Consider the following 19,433-nt stretch of genomic DNA (forward strand, 5'->3'; position numbering starts at 1 on the left):
CCGCGCCATGCGCATGCCGGCCCGCAGCGCCGCGGCGGGCCGGGCGGGCGCACCGGCTCGGGTTCGCGCAGCGGCTCCACCGCCAGCTGATCGCACCTGGTCCGGGGTACAACGGAAGGGCCGGCATTGCCGGCCCTTCCTGTTTTTGCGAGCGCATCACCCGCCCACGTTGAGCTCGCCCGACCGCGCCGAGCTGTGTTCGCCGGCCTTGGCTCACACGACATGGCGGCGCCCATGCCGGCGGCCGCGGATGGCGCGCGGGTTCCGCTCACGCCGGCCAACGCACCGGCCAGCGAAAATGACGCCCTTGTTTCCTGACAGGACCCTGCACCAACGGTGAGACGCGAACGCCTGCTGCCGCTGATCGTCGCGACCGCGTTGTTCATCGAGAACATGGATTCCACCGCGATCACCACCTCGCTGCCGGTGATCGCACGCGACCTGGGGGTGGAGGCGGTGGCGCTGCAACTGGCGCTGATCACCTACATGCTGGCCCTGGCGGTGTTCATTCCGGTCAGCGGCTGGGTGGCGGATCGCTTCGGGGCGCGGCCGACGTTCATGGCCGCGATCGCGGTGTTCCTGCTCGGCTCGTTGGGCTGCGCGGCCGCCGGTTCGCTGGGCAGCCTCGTCGCCGCGCGCTTCCTGCAAGGCATGGGCGGGGCGATGATGGTGCCGGTGGGGCGGCTGGTGCTGCTGCGCACGGTACCCAAGTCGCAACTGGTGCAGGCCCTGAGCTGGCTGACCATTCCGGCGCTGCTGGGGCCGGTGCTAGGGCCGGTGCTGGGCGGTCTGATCACCACCTACGGCAACTGGCGTTTCATCTTCCTGATCAACCTGCCGATCGGGCTGCTCGGCATCTACCTGGCCTGGCGCCACATCCCGTTGCTGCGGCAGCCGGTGAAGCCGCTGGACTGGCGCGGCTTCGGGCTGTCGGCGAGCGGTCTGGCGCTGACGATCTTCGGATTCTCGACCCTCGGCCGACACCTGGTGAGCACGTCGCTGGCGCTGGTCTGTCTGCTGGTTGGCCTGGCGGCCCTGGGCCTATATGTCGGCCACGCGCGCCGCCACGCCCATCCGCTGATCGACCTGGGGCTGTTGAGGCTGTCGACCTTCCGCATCGGCGTGCTGGGCGGCTCGCTGTTCCGCATCGGTATCGGCGCGACCCCTTTCCTGCTGCCGCTGATGCTGCAATTGAGCTTCGGCCTGACGCCGCTGCAATCGGGCCTGCTGACCTTCACCTCCGCGGTCGGCGCGATGTTCATGAAGACTATCGCCGCGCGCGTTCTTCATCGGTTCGGGTTCCGGCCGGTGCTGGTGGCCAACGCCTTGCTCGCCTCGCTGCTGTTGTGCGGCTTCGGATTGTTCCGCGCGGAGACGCCGTATCCGCTGATCGTCGGGGTGCTGCTGGTCAGTGGCTGTTTCCGTTCGCTCCAGTTCACCAGCCTCAATGCGATCGTCTACGCCCAGGTCGAACCGGCGCGAATGGGCCAGGCCAGCGGCTTCGCGGCGATGGCGCAGCAGGTGTCGCTGGCGATCGGGGTGACGATCGGCGGTTATGCGCTGGGCGTGGCCAGCGCCGCCACCGGGCAGCCGATCGAGGCGGCGATCAACTTCGGGTTCGCCTTCCTCACTGTCGGACTGGTCTCGGCCAGCTCGGCCTGGATGATGGCGCGGCTGGCGCCGGATGCCGGCGCGGAGATGGCCGGCCGTGCCGAAGCCGGCAGGGAAGTCAGCGAGCCGAAGCCGGCGCAGCGGCCGGGCACGTGATGCCGGACATTGGGCTGGCAAGCGGAGCGTTTTCGGTGCGAGGCAGGCGTAGGGTGGGCACGTTTTTTTGTGCCCACCGTGCTGGCGATGGTGGGCACGGAAAGCGTGCCCACCCTACAGCTGGCAAGCCCCGCGCTTTCGGTGCGAATCCGCGGCGTTGGCAGCCCAGCCTACGAGTTCCGCCTACGAGGGGCAGTCAGGCGCGATCGGCAGGCGCAGGATGAATTCGCTGCCTTGCCCGGCGCCGGCGCTGTGGGCGTCCACCGTGCCGCCATGCAGTTCCACCAGGCGCTTGACCAGCGACAGGCCGATGCCCAGCCCGCTGACCGACCGCTCCAGTGAGGTGTCGAGCTGGGTGAAGGCCTCGAAGATGCGGGTGAGCTGCCCGGCAGCGATGCCGATGCCGTCGTCCCGCACCCGGATGACCGCCTGCCCTCCGTCGCGTTCCAGGGCCAAATTGATGTGACCGCCGCGATCGGTGAACTTGCACGCGTTGGTGAGCAGGTTGCCGAGGATCTGGGCCAGGCGGGTCGGGTCGGCATCCACGTGAAGCGGCTCGGGCGGCAGCGTGACGGTGAGTGTGTGGTCCATGCATTCGGTCAGCGGCCGGGAGGCATCGACCGCGCCGTTCATTGCGGCGGCCAGTTCGATCCGCTCGCGCCGCAGTTCGATCTTGCCGCGGCTGATGCGACTGACGTCGAGCAGGTCATCGACCAGGCGGACCAGTTGGCCGACCTGGCGTTCAAGCACCTGAAGCATCGACCCGGAGCCCTCGCCCGGACGGTCCTGCAGCCGCAGTACCTGCAAGGCGTTGCTGATCGGCGCCAGCGGATTGCGCAGCTCATGGGCCAGCATCGCGATGAACTCGTCCTTGCGCCGGTCGGCCTCGGACAACTCCGAAGCCACCTGGCGCATCTCGTTGGCGCTCTGCTGGAGCGCCTCCTCGTTGCGCTTGCGCTCGGTGATGTCGACCACGATGCCGAGCATCCGGGTCGGCGTGTCGGCCGGGTCGCCGCTGGGGCGATACAGGCTGCCGTGCGCGGCGATCCAGTGCACGCTGCCGTCCGGCCATACCACGCGGCACTCGAAGTGGCATTCCTTCAGCTCGGTCAGCGCTTCGCGGAACTCGCGCTCGATGTTCGCGCGGTCCTCCGGATGCACATGCCGGATGAACGCCTCGAAGCCCCACTGACCTTCCGGTATCGGTTGCCGGTAGCCGAAGCAGCGGTCATGGCGCAGCGAACGTCGCGAGGTGTCGGTGACCAGGTCCAGGTCCCAGTCGCCGACCTGTGCCGATTCGAGGGTGAACTCCAGCGCAGCGCGGCTCTTGCGCAGCGATTCCTCGGCCGTGACGCGCTCGGTGAGGTCGATGCCGTGCGCCAGCACGCCCGAGACGGTGCCGTCGGGCTCGCGCAGGGGCTCGTAAACGAAGTCCACCCAGCGCTCCTCCAGCGGCCCGCCGGAACGTTGCAGCAGCACACGCACCCCCGTGCCGCGGAACGCTTCGCCGGTCTCCATCACCCCGCGGAGAATCGACGGAAACGGCTGGTCCGCGATCTCGGGCAATGCTTCCAACAGTGGCTTGCCGACCATCGCGCGGCCTTCGCCGACCAGCTTGGAATAGGCCGGATTGGTTTTCTCGAATACCAGCTGCGGCCCGCGCAGCACCGCCATGAACGCCGGCGCCGCGTCGAACACCTCGGCCAATATCCGTTCGCTCTCCCGAAGCGCTTCTTCGGCGAGCTTGCGCTCGGTGGTGTCGCGGGTGGTGCCGGCGACGGCTTCGACCTCGCCGTCTGCGCCCAGGATCGGCACGAAAATGTAGTCGTAGACCCGGCGCCCCTGGGTGCCGGTGAACGGCACCTCGCCGCGAACCGGCTGTTTACTGGCGATCACCTGGTCGATCTCGCGGTCGTGCATCGCGGCATGCCACGGCTCATAGCCGAGTTCCAGGCAGGTCTTGCCCGCCGCGGCGTCCCACGACAAGCCCCACGTCGCGAGCAGCGCCTTGTTGGCGTAGGCGAACCGATGGTCGAGGTCGAACACGTAGACCAGGTCGGGCGTGTGCGACAGGATGGTGTCGTACAACCGCCGCTGCCGCTCGGATTCGGCGCTCATCCGCTCCAGCGCCTTGCGGCCCCGCACGATCTCCGAGATGTTCTGGAAGTAGCAGACCACGCCGTGCTCGCCGCCGCTTTGCTCGTCCCGGGCGTGCCCAACGTGGGTCAATCCGATGCGGCTGATCTGCCAGTGGTAATACTCGGTGGTGTCGTGGCGTTGCTCAGCGAATTCGGGCACCACGTACGATTCGCCGGTTTCCAGCGTGTGGTGGACACGCGCGACGACTTCGTCGGCCACCGCCTGCGGTTGCAGGATCCGGATCACCTCCTCGAGATCGCGGCCGACCGGGTCGGGGATCGCGCCGAACACCTGGAGCGCTTCGGGATTGATTTCGCGAATGCGCAGATCTCCGTCGACCAGGAACATCCCCAGCGGTGCTTCGTTGAGCAGGGTCTGGAACTGGCTGGTGCGTCGGCGCAGGGCCTGCGCGCCGCGGTCGCGCTCGATCGCGATCGCCGCGATGTGCGCGCCGAATTCGGCGATGCGTCGTTCCCATTCGCTCGGCTCGCGCGCCTCCTTGAAGCAAAGCATGACCGAGGCGAGCGGCCGGCCGTCAGTGCCAATGGCCGGCTCGCAATGGCACGCGCGGATGCCGTGGGCGATGCACAGCTCGCGCCATGGCTGCGACCAGTGTCGGTCCTTCTCGATATCGGGGCAGGCAATGGGTTTGCCGCAATAGACCGCATCGCCGCAGGTGCCGGTGGCCAGGTCACCGATTGGCGCGTCCTTCAGGCCGGCACAGAAGGACGGTGGGAGGTCGATGGCATGGCAACTGGTAAACCGCGTGTGCGCCTCGTCTGCCAGCAGGATGCAGGCGCGCGTGTTGGGCTGCAGTCGCCCCACCGCTTGGGCCACCGCGGCCAGGCAGTCGGGCAGCGATTTGGAGTCGCTGACCAGCTCCAGCAGACGGCCCTGCTCGGCCACCAGGGTCTGATCCTGTTTGCGCTCGCTGATGTCGTCGAAGGTGGTCATCACGCCCTCAACCTGTCCGTGCGCGTCCCTCAGCGGACAGAAGTTGGCGATGACCGGGAGCCGCGACCCGTCCGGCCGCTCTATCGAGACTTCGACGCTCCGGCACTCTTCGCCGGTGCGCAGGACCTCGACCATGGGGCTGCACGCATGCGGCAGATGGGTGCCGTCGGGCAGCCACAGCCTGATCGAGCCGCAGTGGCGCTCGACGCCGGTCTCCGGTTCACGCTGCCACAATTCAGCAGCGCGCTGATTGTAGTTCTGGATCACCGCATCGCGGTCACAGACGAACACCGCGACCGGGAGCGCCGCATACAGCGTGCGGTAGTGCGCGTCACCTTCTGGCGGGGCTTCGCGCTCCTGCCCGGAAACGGGGCGGGCATGATCCTGTTGTAAAGAAACCTTGCCGCGTCGAGTCATTTATTTTCCGTGTCCCCGGCCGCTTCCCCGCGCGCCTCTAGGTAGGTTATTCCAAGCGCGGTTAGGTCTACGTGATTCAAAGGCGCCCCGGGCCGGCCGAGCTGCCCCCGATTGCAGGCAATACTGTGACAGCCATCCCGGGATCAGCCCATCGGCTGCGCGGGGGCGGTGGCGGAGCATTCAGGCGCCTCCGGCGGTTTGCGTGACGCGGGCTGGGGCGAGGCCATGCGAGCTGCGCTCGCAGCGAGCGCCGGGTCGTCCGGGGCTCTTCACACCCTGGTAGAGCCGAGCTTGCTCGGCTGCTCTAGCCCAGGGACGAGGACGCAGCGGAGCAAGCTCCGCTCTACCCGCGCAGCGCCGCGGGGCCGCGCGGCTCAGGCCTTCTTCGCGTCGATCCAGCGCTCGATCTTGCCCTCGAGGATCTCCAGCGGCACCGAGCCGTCCTTGAGCACCTCGGCGTGGAACTCGCGGATGTCGAAATCGGCACCGAGTTCGCGCTCGGCCCGCTCGCGCAGCTCCTGGATCTTCAGCTCGCCGATCTTGTAGGCCAGCGCCTGGCCGGGGATCGCCATGTAGCGCTCGGTCTCGGAGATGGCCGAGGTTTCGCTGGTGGCGGAGTTCTCCAGCATGTAGGCGATCACCTGTTCGCGGGTCCAGCCCTTGCTGTGCAATCCGGTGTCGACCACCAGGCGGATCGCACGCCACAGCTCGTTCTGCAGGTAGCCAAAGTAGCTGTACGGGTCCTGGTACAGGCCCAGATCGCGGCCCAGCGACTCGGCATACAGCCCCCAGCCTTCGGTGAACGCCGTTTCGCCACCGAAGCGGCGGAACATCGGCAGGTCAGTCAGCTCCTGCTGCAGCGCGATCTGGAAGTGGTGGCCGGGGATCGCTTCGTGCAGGAACAGGTCCTCGGCATCCCAGGTGCTGCGGGTGGGCAGGTCGTAGGTGTTGACGTAGAAGATGCCGGGACGGCTGCCGTCCTCGCTGGGCCGCATGTACGAGCCGCCGGCGGCCGACTGTGCGCGGAACGCCTCCACCGGGCGGATCTCGAAGCCGGCGCGGGGCGTCAGCGAGAACAGCTCCGGCACCTTCTGGTTGACCTTGTCCTCCAGCGAACGGTAATAGGCCAGCAGGGCCTCTTCGGTTTCGAAGGTGAACTGCGGGTCGGTCTTCATGAACTCGAAGAACTCCTGCATCGTGCCTTCGAACCCGACGGTCTCCATCACGCCGCGGATCTCGCCGTGGATCCGTTCGACCTCGTCCAGGCCGATCTGGTGGATCTGCGCCGGCGTCAGGTCGGTGGTGGTCGAGTTGCGCGCATTGAACGCGTACCACGCCTCGCCGCCGGGCAGCGCCGCCATGCCGGAGCTCGCGCGCGTGGCCGGCAGGTATTCCTGCGCGATGAACTCGCGCATCTCGCGGTAGGCGGGCATCAGCTCGTCCTCGATCATCGTCCGGTACTCGGCGGTGATGCGCTGTTTCTCGGCGTCGGAGAAATCCTCGGGCAGGGTTTCGATCGGTCGCCAGAACAGGGTGTCCTCGGCGTCGTCCTTGATCAGCGCGTCGAGCTGCGGGATCACCTTCTCCATCAGTGCACGCGGCTGCACCACGCCGGTCTGCATGCCGATACGGCTGTTAGCGATGGCCTGGTCGAACAGCACCGGGATCCTGGAGGCGCGCTGGCGCCAGTTGTCGTAATCCTCGGCCGTGTCGAACGGCTGCGCACCGGTGCCGGAGCCGAGCTGCACTGCGGTGGAGGCGAAGTTGTAGAACTGGTTGATCGGCTGCTGCCAGCCGGGGTACTGGTCCGATTCCAACGAGTTCTTCGCATCGCGCACGAAGATCTGGTAGCTCAGCAGGTCCTGGCCCTCCAGTCCCTCCGGGCCGACGCTCTGGATGGTCTCCAGCCAGCGCTGGGTGAACGCGCGCGACTTGTCGCGGTGTTGCTCGGAGAGGAAATTCGGCAGGCGGTCGTTGTAGCGGTCATCGCCCTGGTAGGTGGCGGCCAGCGGGTTGAGCTCGAGCATCTCCTCCCAGTACTGCGCGTAAAGCGCGTCGAGCCGCTCGGCCTTGTCGTCGGCGACCTGGGCAGCGGTATCGGCGCCGGCCGCGGTTGCGGCGGTGCCGGTTCCGTTTCCGGCAGGCAGGGTCGAGGCGCAGCCGGCCAAAGCGGCCGCAAGCGCGAATGCGAGCAGGGAGCGATGTGCGTCACGGGTATTCATCACGATCTCCGGTTCCAGGGCTTGATGGGGTGAAAGCAGCATAGACCGAGGGCAGTGGGGTTTGCGGTGAACGATGTGCGGTGAAAGCGACGGCGTCGCGCTGCGGTCATCACGCCGCAGCGCTCAGGCAGGCGCCCGGAACTCTGCCACGCTGCCGCGCATGCAAAGCCGCGGAGGACGGTCGTAGGCCTCCGATTGTTCCGGCTGGCGGATGCTGTTTTCCCGCTGTCGGAAGCGCCGGATGCGCAGAAGGCCGACATCGCTGCCGGCCTTGCGCCCTGGATCGTATCGATTGGACCGATGTGGGGCTAGTGCCGTCGCTTGTCCTGGTCCTTGGCACCGCCGCTGCGGTCGACATCGACGCGTTCCTTCTTGAGGTCCGCTTCGACGTTCTGCTCGCCCTGTACCTGCTTCTTCCGGATCACGACTTCTTCCTTGGGTACGGTGCGCTTCTCGACCACGGCTTCCTCGGCGCTCACGGGTATGCGCACCTCGTCTTCGGCGATCCTGCTACCCGCCCGTGGGGTGTCGCCCGATACGGGCTGGCGTTCGACCGAGACCTCCTCGTGCGAGACCGGGACCCGCTTGGACACGTGCTCGGATTCGACCGACTTGTGGACGTCGACCTCGCCGGCTTGCTTCTCGCGCTTGCCGACCCTCATTTCCTCTTCGGAAAGTGTCATACGTTGCACGCCGCCGGTTCCACCACGCTTGCCATAGAACTGCTGGGTGTCCTCCGCGCGCGGCGGTGGCATCGCGCCGGAGGCGATCGCGTCGCCGGGTCGGTACGGCGGAAGGGCCGTCAGCTGGTCGGCGGTCATCGCCCCGAGCACGACTTCGTCTTCGTCGTCGTCGAGTCGGGCATCGCGGATCGGAAGCAGCACATGGCGATCTTCGTCGAGCTTGAAGGTCTTCTTGTCCAACTCGACGTCGAGGTAGCGCACCTGCATCGCCTCGGTGTCGACGATCAGGTCGTCGACCTTGCCGGCCTCCCGGCCATCCGCGGTCTTGACGTGCCAGCCGCGCACATGCGGCTCGCCATGAGCGACCTTGTAATCGTGGAGATCATGGAGACGCGCGAGGTGACCGATGGCGCTGGCGCCCGGATTCTGGTTTGTACCTTCTGGGTATGGCGTTTTCTGTTGCATGAAAAGTCTCCGAGGAGCCAAAAACTCCTGTTGTTCCCGGAGAAAAGGGGGTCTGGCTTCCGGGCCTGAAACCTTATCGGGCGGGACGTAAGCGCACTGTCCCGAGGGCGTGATCGAAATGTTGAGATGTCGTGTTCACAATTGGGTGTCGTGCTGCGAAGCGAACAGCTTTGGCTTCCAGGAAACAAGGAAGGCCGGGAATCCCGGCCTTCGAAGGCGCCGATCTGGGTCAGTCGGAATCCTGAATTTCAGCGGTCCATGATTTCGACGTTCCGCGCATCGACCAGCAGGAACGCCGGCTGGTCGGCGATGATCTGCGTCGTTTCGGAGTCCAGGCCGCCGGCGATCTGCGAGGCCAGCGCATTGTCGTAGACGATTCCGGCCAGACGCACCTGCTGACCAGCGTTGATGTTGATTTCGTCTTCCATGTTGGGTGACTGGGCGATCACCGCGAAAATGCGCTGCCCGGCCTGTTCGAGCCAGAAGCCACGGTCGGACGGAACATCCGCGACCTCGGCGGTGCCCACGACCGGCTGACCCAGGAATTCGCTCGGCCCGATGATGATCGCCCCGACCGGGATCGACGTGTTGTCGGCATCGGTAGGCGGTGGCGGCATCGGCGCTATGGAGACTGGCTGGTCCATCGGCGCGGCGGGTTCGGCCGGATCCACCGCCGGATCTGTCATTGGCGCGGTCGCCGCCGGCGGGACCATGGCCGGTTCGGCATCGTTGTCCAGCAACTCGAAAAGGCCCCAGATGACCAACAGCAGCACGATCAGGCCGACGATCCACGGCCACACGGTTTTCTTGCGTTCGATGTCGATCTTGGCCATGACCTGCTCCTGCTTGGGGATGGACCAAAAAATCTAACTCGCGCGACGTTGTTACGTGGTGAACGTGCGTAGGGCCTGCTCACGACGCATCGAGGCGTCGGAAGCGACGGCCGCTGCAACGGACGGTCGCGCCTAAATGGACCGCGCAGGGCCCGCGGCCGGCGGCGGCGAGAACGGAATCGACTCGGGCGACACCGCGCCGCCGGAGATGATGAAGCTCATCGCCTGGTCGACGGTCCAGTCGGTCGGGGTGATCTTCTCGACCGGCACGATTTCCAGGTAGCCCGACGTCGGATTGGGCGTGGTCGGCACGTACACCGCGGCGAGCTCACGGCCGGTGCCGTGCTCCTTGAGCACGCGGGTGACAAAACCAATCGACTTCATCTCGGTGTGCGGGAAGTCGACCAGCACCACGCGCTGGGTGCCGTCGGGCTTGGTCTGCAGGATGTCGAGCAGTTGCCGCGCGCTGCCGTAGATGGTGTTGGCGAACGGGATGCGCCGGATCAGCGACTCGAACCAGCGCAGCATGCGCTGGCCGAACACGCGCCGCGCCATCACCCCCGACAGCAGGATCACGCACAGGGTCGCGATCAACGCGATCGCGGTCTGCACCCACGGCTCGACCAGCCAGCCGAACGTGCCGGGGCTGATGGCCGCCAGTTGCACCAGCACCGGCGCGGTCCACGGACGGCTGGCATCCGACAGCAGCACGAACACGAACTTGACCACGACCCAGGTCAGCCACAGCGGCAACAGGGTCAGCAGGCCGGTCAGCAGGGTCGCCTTGAAGCTGGCGCGCGGGGCAGGGGAGCTGGACATGCGGCCAATTGTAGTGGCGGCGCGCGGTGTTGCGGCTCGTCCTCGTGATCGCAGAGCGAAAGCCAGATCCTTTGACGCGGATCAGAGCGAAAAAAAGGCGGATCAGAGCAGAAAAGTTTTTTTGTTTTTCTACTTACTACTTTCCGCTCTTATCTATGTCTTATCCGCTGTTTCCGCGTTGATCCGCGTCCAATGCCTTTGCCGCCTGCACGTCGGCGTCGGCCTGGCGCCGCTCCGCGCGCTGCAGGCCCTGTCGCATCAGCCAGAGCCCGCCGATCAGGTAGGGCACCGACGCTGGCACCCACATGATCAGCCCGGCCAGCTGCTGGTCGGCCAGCACCTCCAGTCCCAGCAAGGGCGCGCGTTCGGCATAGACTGGGTAGAGCGCGCGGCGCGAGAACGTCAGCAGCGCGCCGACAAACCCCATCTGCATCATCACCACCACGATCGCGACCAGTGCCGGGCCGACTCCGGCCGCCGGCTCGCGTATGCGGTGCCATAGCGCCGCCCAGAACCACAGTCCGGCCAGCAGGAAGCTGCCGTGCATGATCCAGTGCACGCCGTCGTCGGCAAGCGCGGCGGCGGTCGCGGCTGGCAGGTGCCACAGACCCATCACCGCGACATGCACGCCGGTGGCGAGCGCCAGTCCGGCGACGATGGGTGCATGCAATCGCTCGATCCACCGGTGCAGCGGCCGAGCCCAGCGCCGCGGCAATGCGTGCGCGATCACCGCCATTGGCCGGCCGGCCAGCAGCAGGGGCGGGACCAAGGCCAGCAGCAGCATGTGCTGTCCCATGTGCGCCGCCAGCGACCATTCGCCGTAGGCATCCAGCGGCCACACCGCCGCGAGGAACAGCGCCAGCACGCCGGCGGCGAATGTGGCCGCCTCCACCGCGGACACCCCGTGGCCCGGGCCGGCGCGCTGCCACAGGCGGCCGAGGCCGAGCAGGTAAAGCGCCAGCAGCGCGAATGCCGGGACCAGGAACCACGGCGACAGCGACCAGGCGGTCGCGAGGGTGGGGGCCTCGTCGGGGCCGTGTGCGAGCGCGGCATTCGGCACCGCCGCCAGTGTGGCGAGGCTCGCGACGATGCAACTCCGGGGCGGACGCGGGCGCATCGGCGAACCGTAGCAAACCGCGGGAAGCGTCGATGCGATTGCATAGGATGGCTCGCGCCGCCTAGTCCGGGCGTCACGATGCCTTGCGGCGTGCGTGAATACGGTGGCAGGTCACGGCGTCCGCGGAGCAGCGCGTGTACTTCTGGCTGAAGTTCTTCCACATCGCGGCGATGACCGTGTGGTTCACCGGCCTGTTTTTCCTGCCGCGCCTGCTGGCAGCGCGACACCGCGCCGAAGCCGATGCCGACCGCGCGCATTTCGTGCCGATCGCCGGGATGCTGTTCTTCCGGATCATGTCACCGGCCGGGTTGGTCACCATCGCGCTGGGCATGGTGCTGATCGCCTATGGTCCGATCGGCGCGTGGCTGATACTGAAGCTGACCGTGGTCGCGCTGGCCGTGGCCATCCACCTGTATCTGGGGGTGGCGATGTTTGAGCTCGAGCAGGGCCGCGATCGCCATAACGCTGGCTTCTACCACGTACTCGGGTGGGTTCCGTTGCTGCTGCTGCTGATGCTGGTCGCGCTGACCGCGGCCAAGCCCGAAACCGTGCCGCCATTGCCGCCACCGCCGCTGCATGCTCCGTCGGCGCGGTGATCTTCGCGGCAATCGACCTGGGCTATTCGGCCGCCGGGGTGTTGCCTTCGGCATCGGGCGGCGGCGGCTTTTCTCCGTAGACGCCGACCCCGTGGCGGAAACTCAGGGTGCCGCCGAGCCATCCGACCACCATCACCGCCGCCGCGGTCACCGCCGACAGCAGCAGGCCCCATGGCCAGATCGCCGCGACCGGGTCGGGCCAGCGCAGCCACACCCCGGCGGCCGCCAGCGCCAGCAGCATCACCGCGGCGATGAAGTGGCTCCAGGCCGAGACGTGGTTGCGCACCTCGCGCAGGATCATGAAATCGCCCATGCCGATCGCACCGGCGATCACGCCCATCACCAGGCCGCCGAGATTGAGCCAGAACGACACCAGCGCCCAGAACTCGTCACCCCGCAGCACGTAGGCCATGTCGGTCAGGAACATCGTGCCCAGGAACGCGATCGGGAATACCACCAGCATCGGATGGATCGGATGCTTGTGCAGCGCCATCACGCTGGGCACCTTGCGGGTGTACTTCTTGGGCGGAGCGTTTTTTTTGGAGCGACCGAACATGAATCTCCTCAGGTGCACGAAGGCAGCATGAAAATGGGCGTGGCGGTGAACACCACCGCGATGAACCCCAGCAGCGCCGACAGCAGCGTGGCCAGGCCCAGGAACCGCTGGCGCCGCTGCAGCGTCTCGGCCGCCTCGCCGGCAGAAGGCGATCGGCCGGAAACCCGTCGCCAAGCCTGCCATGACCACCAGCCCAGCCACCCGATCGCGCCCAGCGCCGCGGCCGTGGCCAGCAGCAGCGTCCACGTCAGCAGTTCCAGCCCGGCGATCCGCCGCAGATGCCAGCCTTGCTCGCAGCCCAGCCCGACCAGGCTGTAGACGACGACGAAATGCAGCGCCCACACCGCCAGCGGCGCGGCCGCGACAGTCAGGCGATACGGGTCCAGTCGGTCGGTCATTCGAGCATCCTCGGAAACAGCTGCACCACCGCCCACATGACCAGGCCCTGCGCCACTACGTAGCGCCAGAACGCCGCGGCGATGCGAGCCTCCAGCCGGCGCTGCGCATCGACATGGCCGCGGCGCGAGCGCGCCCAGACCAGCGCCGCCACCAGCACCCCGACCAGCAGGTGCACGCCGTGGAAGCCCGCCAGCGTCCACACCACCGAGGCATAGGCGTGTGTCTGCGGCGCGCCAACCGAGCCTGACAGCGCCAGCACATGGGTCGCGAGGAAACCCAGGCCCAGCGCTGCAGCGATCGCCAGCCCCAGCCGCAGGTGCCCCTGACGGTTACCGTCATTGCTCCGCAGCGCCCAGCGCATCACCGGTTCGCTGGCGCCGAGCATGAGCACGGCGATCACCGGCAGCGTCCAGCCGCCGATGGCGCTGGACGGGGGCGGCCACACCGGCGCGCCCAGCCACAAATAGAAGTAGGAGAACACCAACGAGGCGAACAGCGAACCGTCGATCAGCAGCGCGATCACCAGCGCCCACCAGCCCGGCGCGTTGCGCGCGAGCGTCTGCGTCGGCAGACGCAGGTCCGCGGCCGCGTCGCGATGGGACGGGGCATGGCGGTCGCCGGTAGTCCACAGCCACCACCCGAACATGGCGATGATCGGCAGCAGTGCCAGTGCCGCCAGCGGGTAGAGCTTGGCAATGAAACAGGTCAGCAGCGCGGCGATCGACAAGGCGCTCAGCAGCGGTAGCCAGGTCGAACCCGAGATCCGGATCACCTGCTCCGGCGCCGCCGACAGCAGGTTGGTGCCGAGGATCTCGCGCCTGCCCTGATGCCCGCGCGCCAGCAGCCCATCGGCGCGCGCACTCTGCTCGGCCAATTCGGGCCGGTCCCACAGCGGATAGCCGCTGGCGACGGTCGGCACCGAGGCGAAGTTGTACGGCGGCACCGGCACCGGCACCGCCCACTCCAGCGAGCCGGCGCGCCAGGGATTGCGCTCGGCGCGCCGGCCGTGGCGCAGGCAAAGCACTACATCGACCAGCACCGCGATGATCCCGATCGCCAGCACGAAGCTCGCCGCGGTCGAGAACAGGTTCAGCCACGACACGCCCAGCTCGGCCGAGTAGGTGTAGACCCGGCGCGGCAGGCCGAGCAGGCCGGTGAGGTGCATCGGCAGGAAGGTCAAATTGAAGCCGAGGAACACCAGCCAGAAGCCGGTGCGGCTGATGCTCTCCGACGGCATCCGCCCGGTCATCAGAGGCAGCCAGTAATACAGCCCGGCGAACAGCGGGAACATCATCCCGCCGATCAGCACGTAATGCAGGTGCGCGACGACGAAGTGGGTGTCGTGCACCTGCCAGTCGAACGGCACCAGCGCCAGCATCACCCCGGTGAGCCCGCCGAGCACGAAGATGAAGAAGAACCCGACCAGGTACAGCATCGGGATGCGCAGCCACGGTTTGCCGGTCCACAGCGTCGCCAGCCATGCGAACACCTGGATGCCGGTCGGGATCGCCACCGCCATGCTCGCCGCACTGAAGAAACTCAGCGACAGCAGCGGTATGCCGACCGCGAACATGTGGTGCACCCACAGTCCGAAACTCAGGAAGCCCGTCGCGATCACCGCCAGCACAATCCAGCTGTAGCCGACCATCGGGCGCCGCGCGAAGGTCGGGATGAGGCTCGACACCACGCCGGCGGCCGGCAGGAAGATGATGTAGACCTCCGGATGCCCGAACAGCCAGAACAGGTGCTGCCACAGCAGCGGATCGCCGCCGCGGGCGACCTCGAAGAACGCGAAACCGAACGCGCGCTCGATCTCCAGCAGCACGCTGGCCAGGATCAGCGGCGGAAAGCCGAACGCGATCATGAAGGCGGTGACCAGGATGTACCAGGCGAACAGCGGCATGCGCTGGATGCTCATGCCCGGCGCGCGCGTCAGCAGGATCGCGACGATCAGCTCGACCGCCGCGGTGACCGCCGCGATCTCGGCAAAGGTGACCCCGATCAGCCAGAAGTCCGCGCTCAGCCCCGGCGTGTAGGTCGGCCCGGTCAACGGCACGTACATGAACCAGCCGCCATTGGGCGCGCCGCCGAAGAAGAAGCTCGAATACAGGAACAGCCCGCCGAACAGATAGCACCAATAGCCGAACGCGCTCAGGCGCGGGAACGGCAGGTCGCGCGCGCCGAGCATCTTCGGGATCAGGTACATCGCGAAGCCTTCCATGATCGGCACCGCGAACAGGAACATCATCGTGGTGCCGTGCATCGTCACGAACTGGTTGTAGCGTTCCGGGTCGAGCACCTGGTTGCCGGGCCATGCGAGCTGCAGCCGGATGAACATCGCCAGCATCCCGCCGACCAGCAGGAAGGCGAAGCCGGTAGCGATGAAGCGCAGCCCGACGGTGCTGTGGTTGACCGCGGTGAGCTGGCCGACCAGGCCGGAGGCATTGCTCCAGACGCGGTGCAGCGCCGCCAGGGGGCCGCCGTCGTCGCGGGCAGCGGCGTGCGCCGGCGTCATTGTCGTGTCTCGGCGTCGGGAGAGGTAGGGACGGGGGCGGCGGGGGTGACCGCGGAGCGCGGCAGCGGCGCGGCACCGCCGGCGGCGAGCCAGCGCTCGAACTCGGCGGCCGGTAACGTCACCACCTCAAAGCTCATGTGCGCGTGCTGCAATCCACAAAACTCCGCGCACTGCCCGCGCATCGGTTCGGCGACGTCCGCGCGCAGCCGCAGCGTGTTGACCCGGCCGGGGATCACGTCGATCTTGCCGCCCAGGCGCGGGATCCAGAAGCTGTGGATCACATCGGCGCTGCTCACGCGGAACTCGACCATCGCATCCAGCGGCAGCGCGAGCACGTCGCGGGTCGCCGCCGCGGGTCGGCCGTCGGCGTCGAGGTAGCGGAAGGTCCAGAACCACTGCCGACCCTCGACCTCGACCACCAGATCGACCGGCTGGTCCATCGCCATCACCGAGCGACCGGCCGCGGTGCCGTAGACCAGCAACGCGATCAGCACCAGCGACGGAAACACCAACCCGCCGGCGACGATCAAGCCGGTGCCATGGGCGAACTCGGGGCCGTCCTGGCGCCGCGCCAGGGTGTACCACAGCAGCACCATCACCAGCGCCCAGATCAGCGTCGCGCCGATGGCCATCAACCACCAGGTGTCGGCGATCGCGGCCGCCGCCGGGCCGGCCGGGTCCAGCGCCGACTGCACGCCGCCGCAGCCACCAGTCGCCAGCACGGATGCTGCGAAAAACATGCGCGCTGCGCCCCATCGCAGTCGCCCCGACCCGGCAGCCCTTGCCTGCAAGCCGCTCCTGCCTGCCCGACCGGGTCGGGTTCGCTCTTTGCGGTGCATCATCGAGCGGAGGCTTGGCGACTGGCGCGGGACCGCAGGTGGGCGAGCGGGCTCATCGGTGACCTTCCCTCGTAAAGGTGAAGCGTCGTCGGTGTCTCGGTGATTGGCACGCGTGGTCGCGCCGACGCTGGTGCGCAGCGCTTATTCGGTCACACCCGTGGAGAACGGGTGGTGAAAACGCAGGATGCCCCGCAAAGGCGCGACGTAGAGCGGAGCTCGCTCCACTGCACCGCACGAAGCCGAGCAAGCTCGGCTCTACGGACGGCTCGCAACCCTTGTAGGAGCGGCCCATGGCCGCGATGCTGTTCGACCCGAGGCCGGCGAACCGCAATCGCGGCGCTGGGTTCCTGCTGCATCGGACCAGGCTGTTCCGTGACCTGCGCGAAGAGCTCGCGGCCATGGGCCGCTCCTACGAAAGCCAGCGGCAGTGTAGAGCGGAGCTTGCTCCGCTGCACCTCACGAAGCCGAGCAAGTTCGGCTCTACGGACCGCGTCGCAACCCCTGTAGGAGCGGCCCATGGCCGCGATGCTTTTCGACCCGAGGCCGGCGAACCGCAGTCGCGGCGCTGGGGTCCTGTTGCATCGGACCAGGCTGTTTTGCGACCTGCGCGAAGAGCTCGCGGCCATGGGCCGCTCCTACGAAAGCCCAGCGGCAATGTAGAGCGGAGCTTGCTCCGCTGCACCGCAGGAAGATGAGCAAGCACGGCTCTACGCGACCGCGCCGACGCGGGCGCTGCTAAAGCTCGCGCACCAGGCGGAAGCCGACGTCGTCGTAACCACGCGACGCGCTCAGCGCGCGCTGGTCCTGTTCGCTGCGCCAGGAGCTGCCGCGCACCTGGCGCTGCTGGCAATCCTCGCCGCAGTCGCGCAGCCACAGCGAGATTTCTCGGCCGCTGATGGCCGCCGCGATCTGGCGAGATTCGGCCGCGCTCGGCAGGCGGTAGTCGTTGCCGGTCAGCTCGCTGTACCACTGCGCGTAGGCTTCCGCGTCGGCCATCGATACACACACCACCGGGTCGCTTTCGTCCTGCTCGAAGCCCGGCGCGCGCCAGTCCCGCGGGTCGATCACGCGCAGCAGCGAGACGCGTTCGCGGCACAGTGCACCTTCGCGGCCGGTGGCGGTGGCGAAGCGGGTGTACTCGGCACGGCTGATCGGGCTGCGGCTCAGCGCGACATCGCCGCTGCCCATGACCGCGCCCATCGGATCGCCCGGCAGCTGTTCCCCGCGGCGCGGGATGCCTTCGGTAACCGCCGCCAGCCGCTTGGCGGCATCGCCGGTCACCCCGAACTCCTGCGCCAGCGCCGCGGTGGCCTGTGCGGTCTCGCGGTCGAACACGCGCGCGGCGGCCTCGGCGCGCGCCTGCAGGGCCTCGCCGGCCTGCTCACGCAGGGCCCAGTGCGCGTCGGAGTCGGCCGTGCCGGTCTGATGCGCCAGCTGCCTGGCGTGCCCGAGGTATTCGCGGGCACGGCCGATGTTGCCAGTGCGCAGGTGCCGCACCATTTCGCCGGTGAAGGCGTTGGTGAGCTGGCCGATCATCTGCTGGACGTGCGAATTGTCCGGGTCCGCTTCCCACGCCGCCAGCACGCTGGCGTAGGCGTTGTCGCCCTGCGGCGCGGTGAGGTTGCGCGCGGCGATCTGCCGGCGCGCGTTCTCCAGCGCGACCTGCAGTGGTGCCTCGGGCAGCGGGCGCATCATCGATTCGGTCGGATCGACCCTGGTGACGGCGGGCGGTTCATCGCTGCCGGCCATGCGGAAGAAGCCGTCGCGGCCGCCGTCGCCGCGTGCGAGCAGCACGATGGTGATCGCCACCGCGACCGCCCCGACGCCGATCAGCAGCGGCAGTGCACGCGGCCGCATGGCCGCCAGCAGCCCCTGGAGCGGGGGAATCACCGCCGAGATCGGGCGCCGCTTCTCGACCTGCCCGGCCGCCTCGCGCATCTGCGCGACGTCGTGGAAGCGCTCGCCGGGCTGCTTGGCCAGCGCCCGGTTCATGAAGCGCTGCCAGTGGCGCAGCGCCGGCGGCAGTTTAGGAATCGGGTCTTGCGCGTGCATGACCGCCATCGACAGCGCATCTGAGGCGCGATAGGGCAGTTCACCGGTCAGCATTTCCCAGACCAGCACGCCCAGGCTGTACAAATCGACGCGGCCGTCCACGCTTTCGCCGCGGGCCTGTTCCGGCGCCATGTAGGCGGTGCTGCCGACCGCCAGGCCGCTGGCGGTGACGCGCGGGCCGAAGCCGCGGCGCAGCGCGATGCCGAAGTCGGCCAGCATCGGCCGCTCGGAGTCGTTGAACAGCACGTTCTCGGCCTTGACGTCGCGGTGCACCACGCCACGTGCGTGCGCGTATTCCAGCGCCGACAGCAGTGCCCGCATGATCGCGAGTACGCGGCTCTCGTCGCCGGCCATCACCTCCTGGTGGAACGAGCGCTGGCCGAGGTGGCCGCGCGACATGTGCGGCATCGAGTAGTACGGCAGGCCCTCGTGGGTGCGGCCGACCTCGTAGATGGTGACCACGTGCGGGTGTTCGAGCCGCGCGATGGTGCGCACCTCGTTCTCGAAGCGGCGGCGGCTGACCTCGTCCGACAGCGCCTGCGGCGCCATGACCTTGACCGCGACCTCGCGCGACAACGCCAGTTGCTCGGCCAGGTACACCGTCGACATGCCGCCGTGGTTTATCACGCGCAGCAGCCGGTAGCCGGAGACTTCCGGCAGCGGCGGTGCGGTGTGTTGTTCGTCCGGCACGGTCAAAGACATTCCCGCCCCCTGTCGCGGATGTTGAGCATACCCCTGTGGCTGCTTGGCTGTGAACGCCGTTTGCCTCGGCTACTCCCAACCGCCGATACTCGACCGGTCACCGCGTGAGTACGGTGTGAGGGCGCCGGACGGCGTGCCGGAGGATGACTCTCGACGCGACTTTTCTGCCGTCGAGGCGCAAACCAGGGGACGGGACATGAAGCGTAGGTCAGCGAGAACGGCACCGCGCTGCGCGTCGCGCTGTTCGACGACACCCGCGGCGTCCACTGGCAGGTGTCGCTGCCGCCTGAGCTGCGGGACGAGTAATGCGGTTGGTCCGCAAAGGACGCGAAAGGCGCAAAAAAGGGCGAAGAGAAAT

Annotated in this window: 13 protein-coding genes and 3 pseudogenes; 2 read left to right on the forward strand and 14 right to left on the reverse strand. The window is 67.8% G+C overall.

The genetic code is table 11. The features are described from left to right. Window positions 1–336 precede the first annotated feature (336 nt). Window positions 337–1,767 carry an MFS transporter gene (locus ACJQWM_RS12450; RefSeq protein ID WP_332706461.1) on the forward strand — a complete coding sequence of 477 codons (1,431 nt, stop codon included), beginning with the start codon at window positions 337–339 and terminating at the stop codon, window positions 1,765–1,767. A gap of 183 nt (window positions 1,768–1,950) precedes the next feature. On the opposite strand, the gene ACJQWM_RS12455 is transcribed toward ACJQWM_RS12450, so the two are convergent. The 9 genes and pseudogenes from ACJQWM_RS12455 to ACJQWM_RS12495 all read right to left on the reverse strand — a co-directional run bounded on the left by ACJQWM_RS12455 (window position 1,951) and on the right by ACJQWM_RS12495 (window position 11,416). After that, on the reverse strand, window positions 1,951–2,682 hold the full coding sequence (locus ACJQWM_RS12455; RefSeq protein ID WP_411306872.1) for a sensor histidine kinase: 732 nt from the start codon (window positions 2,680–2,682) through the stop codon (window positions 1,951–1,953). A gap of 30 nt (window positions 2,683–2,712) precedes the next feature. Next, window positions 2,713–3,480, reverse strand: a pseudogene (locus ACJQWM_RS12460) (PAS domain-containing protein); the annotation flags it as partial. 9 nt (window positions 3,481–3,489) lie between these two features. Beyond that, a pseudogene (locus ACJQWM_RS12465) lies at window positions 3,490–3,885 on the reverse strand (PAS domain-containing protein); the annotation flags it as partial. A 42-nt stretch (window positions 3,886–3,927) separates the two neighbouring features. Further along, a pseudogene (locus ACJQWM_RS12470) lies at window positions 3,928–5,277 on the reverse strand (GAF domain-containing protein); the annotation flags it as partial. A 374-nt stretch (window positions 5,278–5,651) separates the two neighbouring features. Next, on the reverse strand, window positions 5,652–7,499 hold the full coding sequence (locus ACJQWM_RS12475; protein WP_332706464.1) for a DUF885 domain-containing protein: 1,848 nt from the start codon (window positions 7,497–7,499) through the stop codon (window positions 5,652–5,654). Window positions 7,500–7,807: 308 nt separating this feature from the next. Then, window positions 7,808–8,647, reverse strand: a complete 840-nt coding sequence (locus ACJQWM_RS12480) for a DUF2382 domain-containing protein (protein ID WP_332706467.1) — start codon at window positions 8,645–8,647, stop codon at window positions 7,808–7,810. A gap of 248 nt (window positions 8,648–8,895) precedes the next feature. Beyond that, on the reverse strand, window positions 8,896–9,480 hold the full coding sequence (locus ACJQWM_RS12485; RefSeq protein ID WP_332706470.1) for a hypothetical protein: 585 nt from the start codon (window positions 9,478–9,480) through the stop codon (window positions 8,896–8,898). Between the two features lie 132 nt (window positions 9,481–9,612). Continuing rightward, window positions 9,613–10,299 carry a DUF502 domain-containing protein gene (locus tag ACJQWM_RS12490; protein ID WP_332706473.1) on the reverse strand — a complete coding sequence of 229 codons (687 nt, stop codon included), beginning with the start codon at window positions 10,297–10,299 and terminating at the stop codon, window positions 9,613–9,615. 160 nt (window positions 10,300–10,459) lie between these two features. Continuing rightward, window positions 10,460–11,416: a cytochrome c oxidase assembly protein gene (locus ACJQWM_RS12495; RefSeq protein ID WP_332706476.1), complete on the reverse strand. Its 957-nt coding sequence runs from the start codon at window positions 11,414–11,416 to the stop codon at window positions 10,460–10,462. Between the two features lie 134 nt (window positions 11,417–11,550). Between ACJQWM_RS12495 and ACJQWM_RS12500 the strand changes: the two genes are divergently transcribed. Continuing rightward, on the forward strand, window positions 11,551–12,012 hold the full coding sequence (locus ACJQWM_RS12500) for a CopD family protein (protein ID WP_332706479.1): 462 nt from the start codon (window positions 11,551–11,553) through the stop codon (window positions 12,010–12,012). A 22-nt stretch (window positions 12,013–12,034) separates the two neighbouring features. Here ACJQWM_RS12500 and ACJQWM_RS12505 read toward each other — a convergent pair whose 3' ends face one another. The 5 genes from ACJQWM_RS12505 to ACJQWM_RS12525 form a co-directional block, all read right to left on the reverse strand. Beyond that, window positions 12,035–12,568 (reverse strand): DUF2231 domain-containing protein, encoded by a 534-nt coding sequence (locus ACJQWM_RS12505; RefSeq protein ID WP_332706482.1) that lies wholly within the window; start codon window positions 12,566–12,568, stop codon window positions 12,035–12,037. 8 nt (window positions 12,569–12,576) lie between these two features. Continuing rightward, window positions 12,577–12,966 carry a hypothetical protein gene (locus ACJQWM_RS12510; RefSeq protein ID WP_332706485.1) on the reverse strand — a complete coding sequence of 130 codons (390 nt, stop codon included), beginning with the start codon at window positions 12,964–12,966 and terminating at the stop codon, window positions 12,577–12,579. After that, window positions 12,963–15,482, reverse strand: a complete 2,520-nt coding sequence (gene ctaD / locus ACJQWM_RS12515) for a cytochrome c oxidase subunit I (protein WP_332706488.1) — start codon at window positions 15,480–15,482, stop codon at window positions 12,963–12,965. Before ctaD ends, ACJQWM_RS12510 begins: the two co-directional genes overlap by 4 nt. Then, on the reverse strand, window positions 15,479–16,222 hold the full coding sequence (gene coxB / locus ACJQWM_RS12520; protein ID WP_332706491.1) for a cytochrome c oxidase subunit II: 744 nt from the start codon (window positions 16,220–16,222) through the stop codon (window positions 15,479–15,481). Before coxB ends, ctaD begins: the two co-directional genes overlap by 4 nt. Before the next feature lie 834 nt (window positions 16,223–17,056). After that, the gene (locus ACJQWM_RS12525; protein WP_332706494.1) at window positions 17,057–19,075 is read right to left on the reverse strand and encodes a bifunctional serine/threonine-protein kinase/formylglycine-generating enzyme family protein; all 2,019 of its coding nucleotides are present in this window, start codon (window positions 19,073–19,075) and stop codon (window positions 17,057–17,059) included. Window positions 19,076–19,433 lie beyond the last annotated feature (358 nt).

Source organism: Novilysobacter longmucuonensis (assembly GCF_046600735.1).
GTDB lineage: Bacteria > Pseudomonadota > Gammaproteobacteria > Xanthomonadales > Xanthomonadaceae > Novilysobacter_A > Novilysobacter_A longmucuonensis.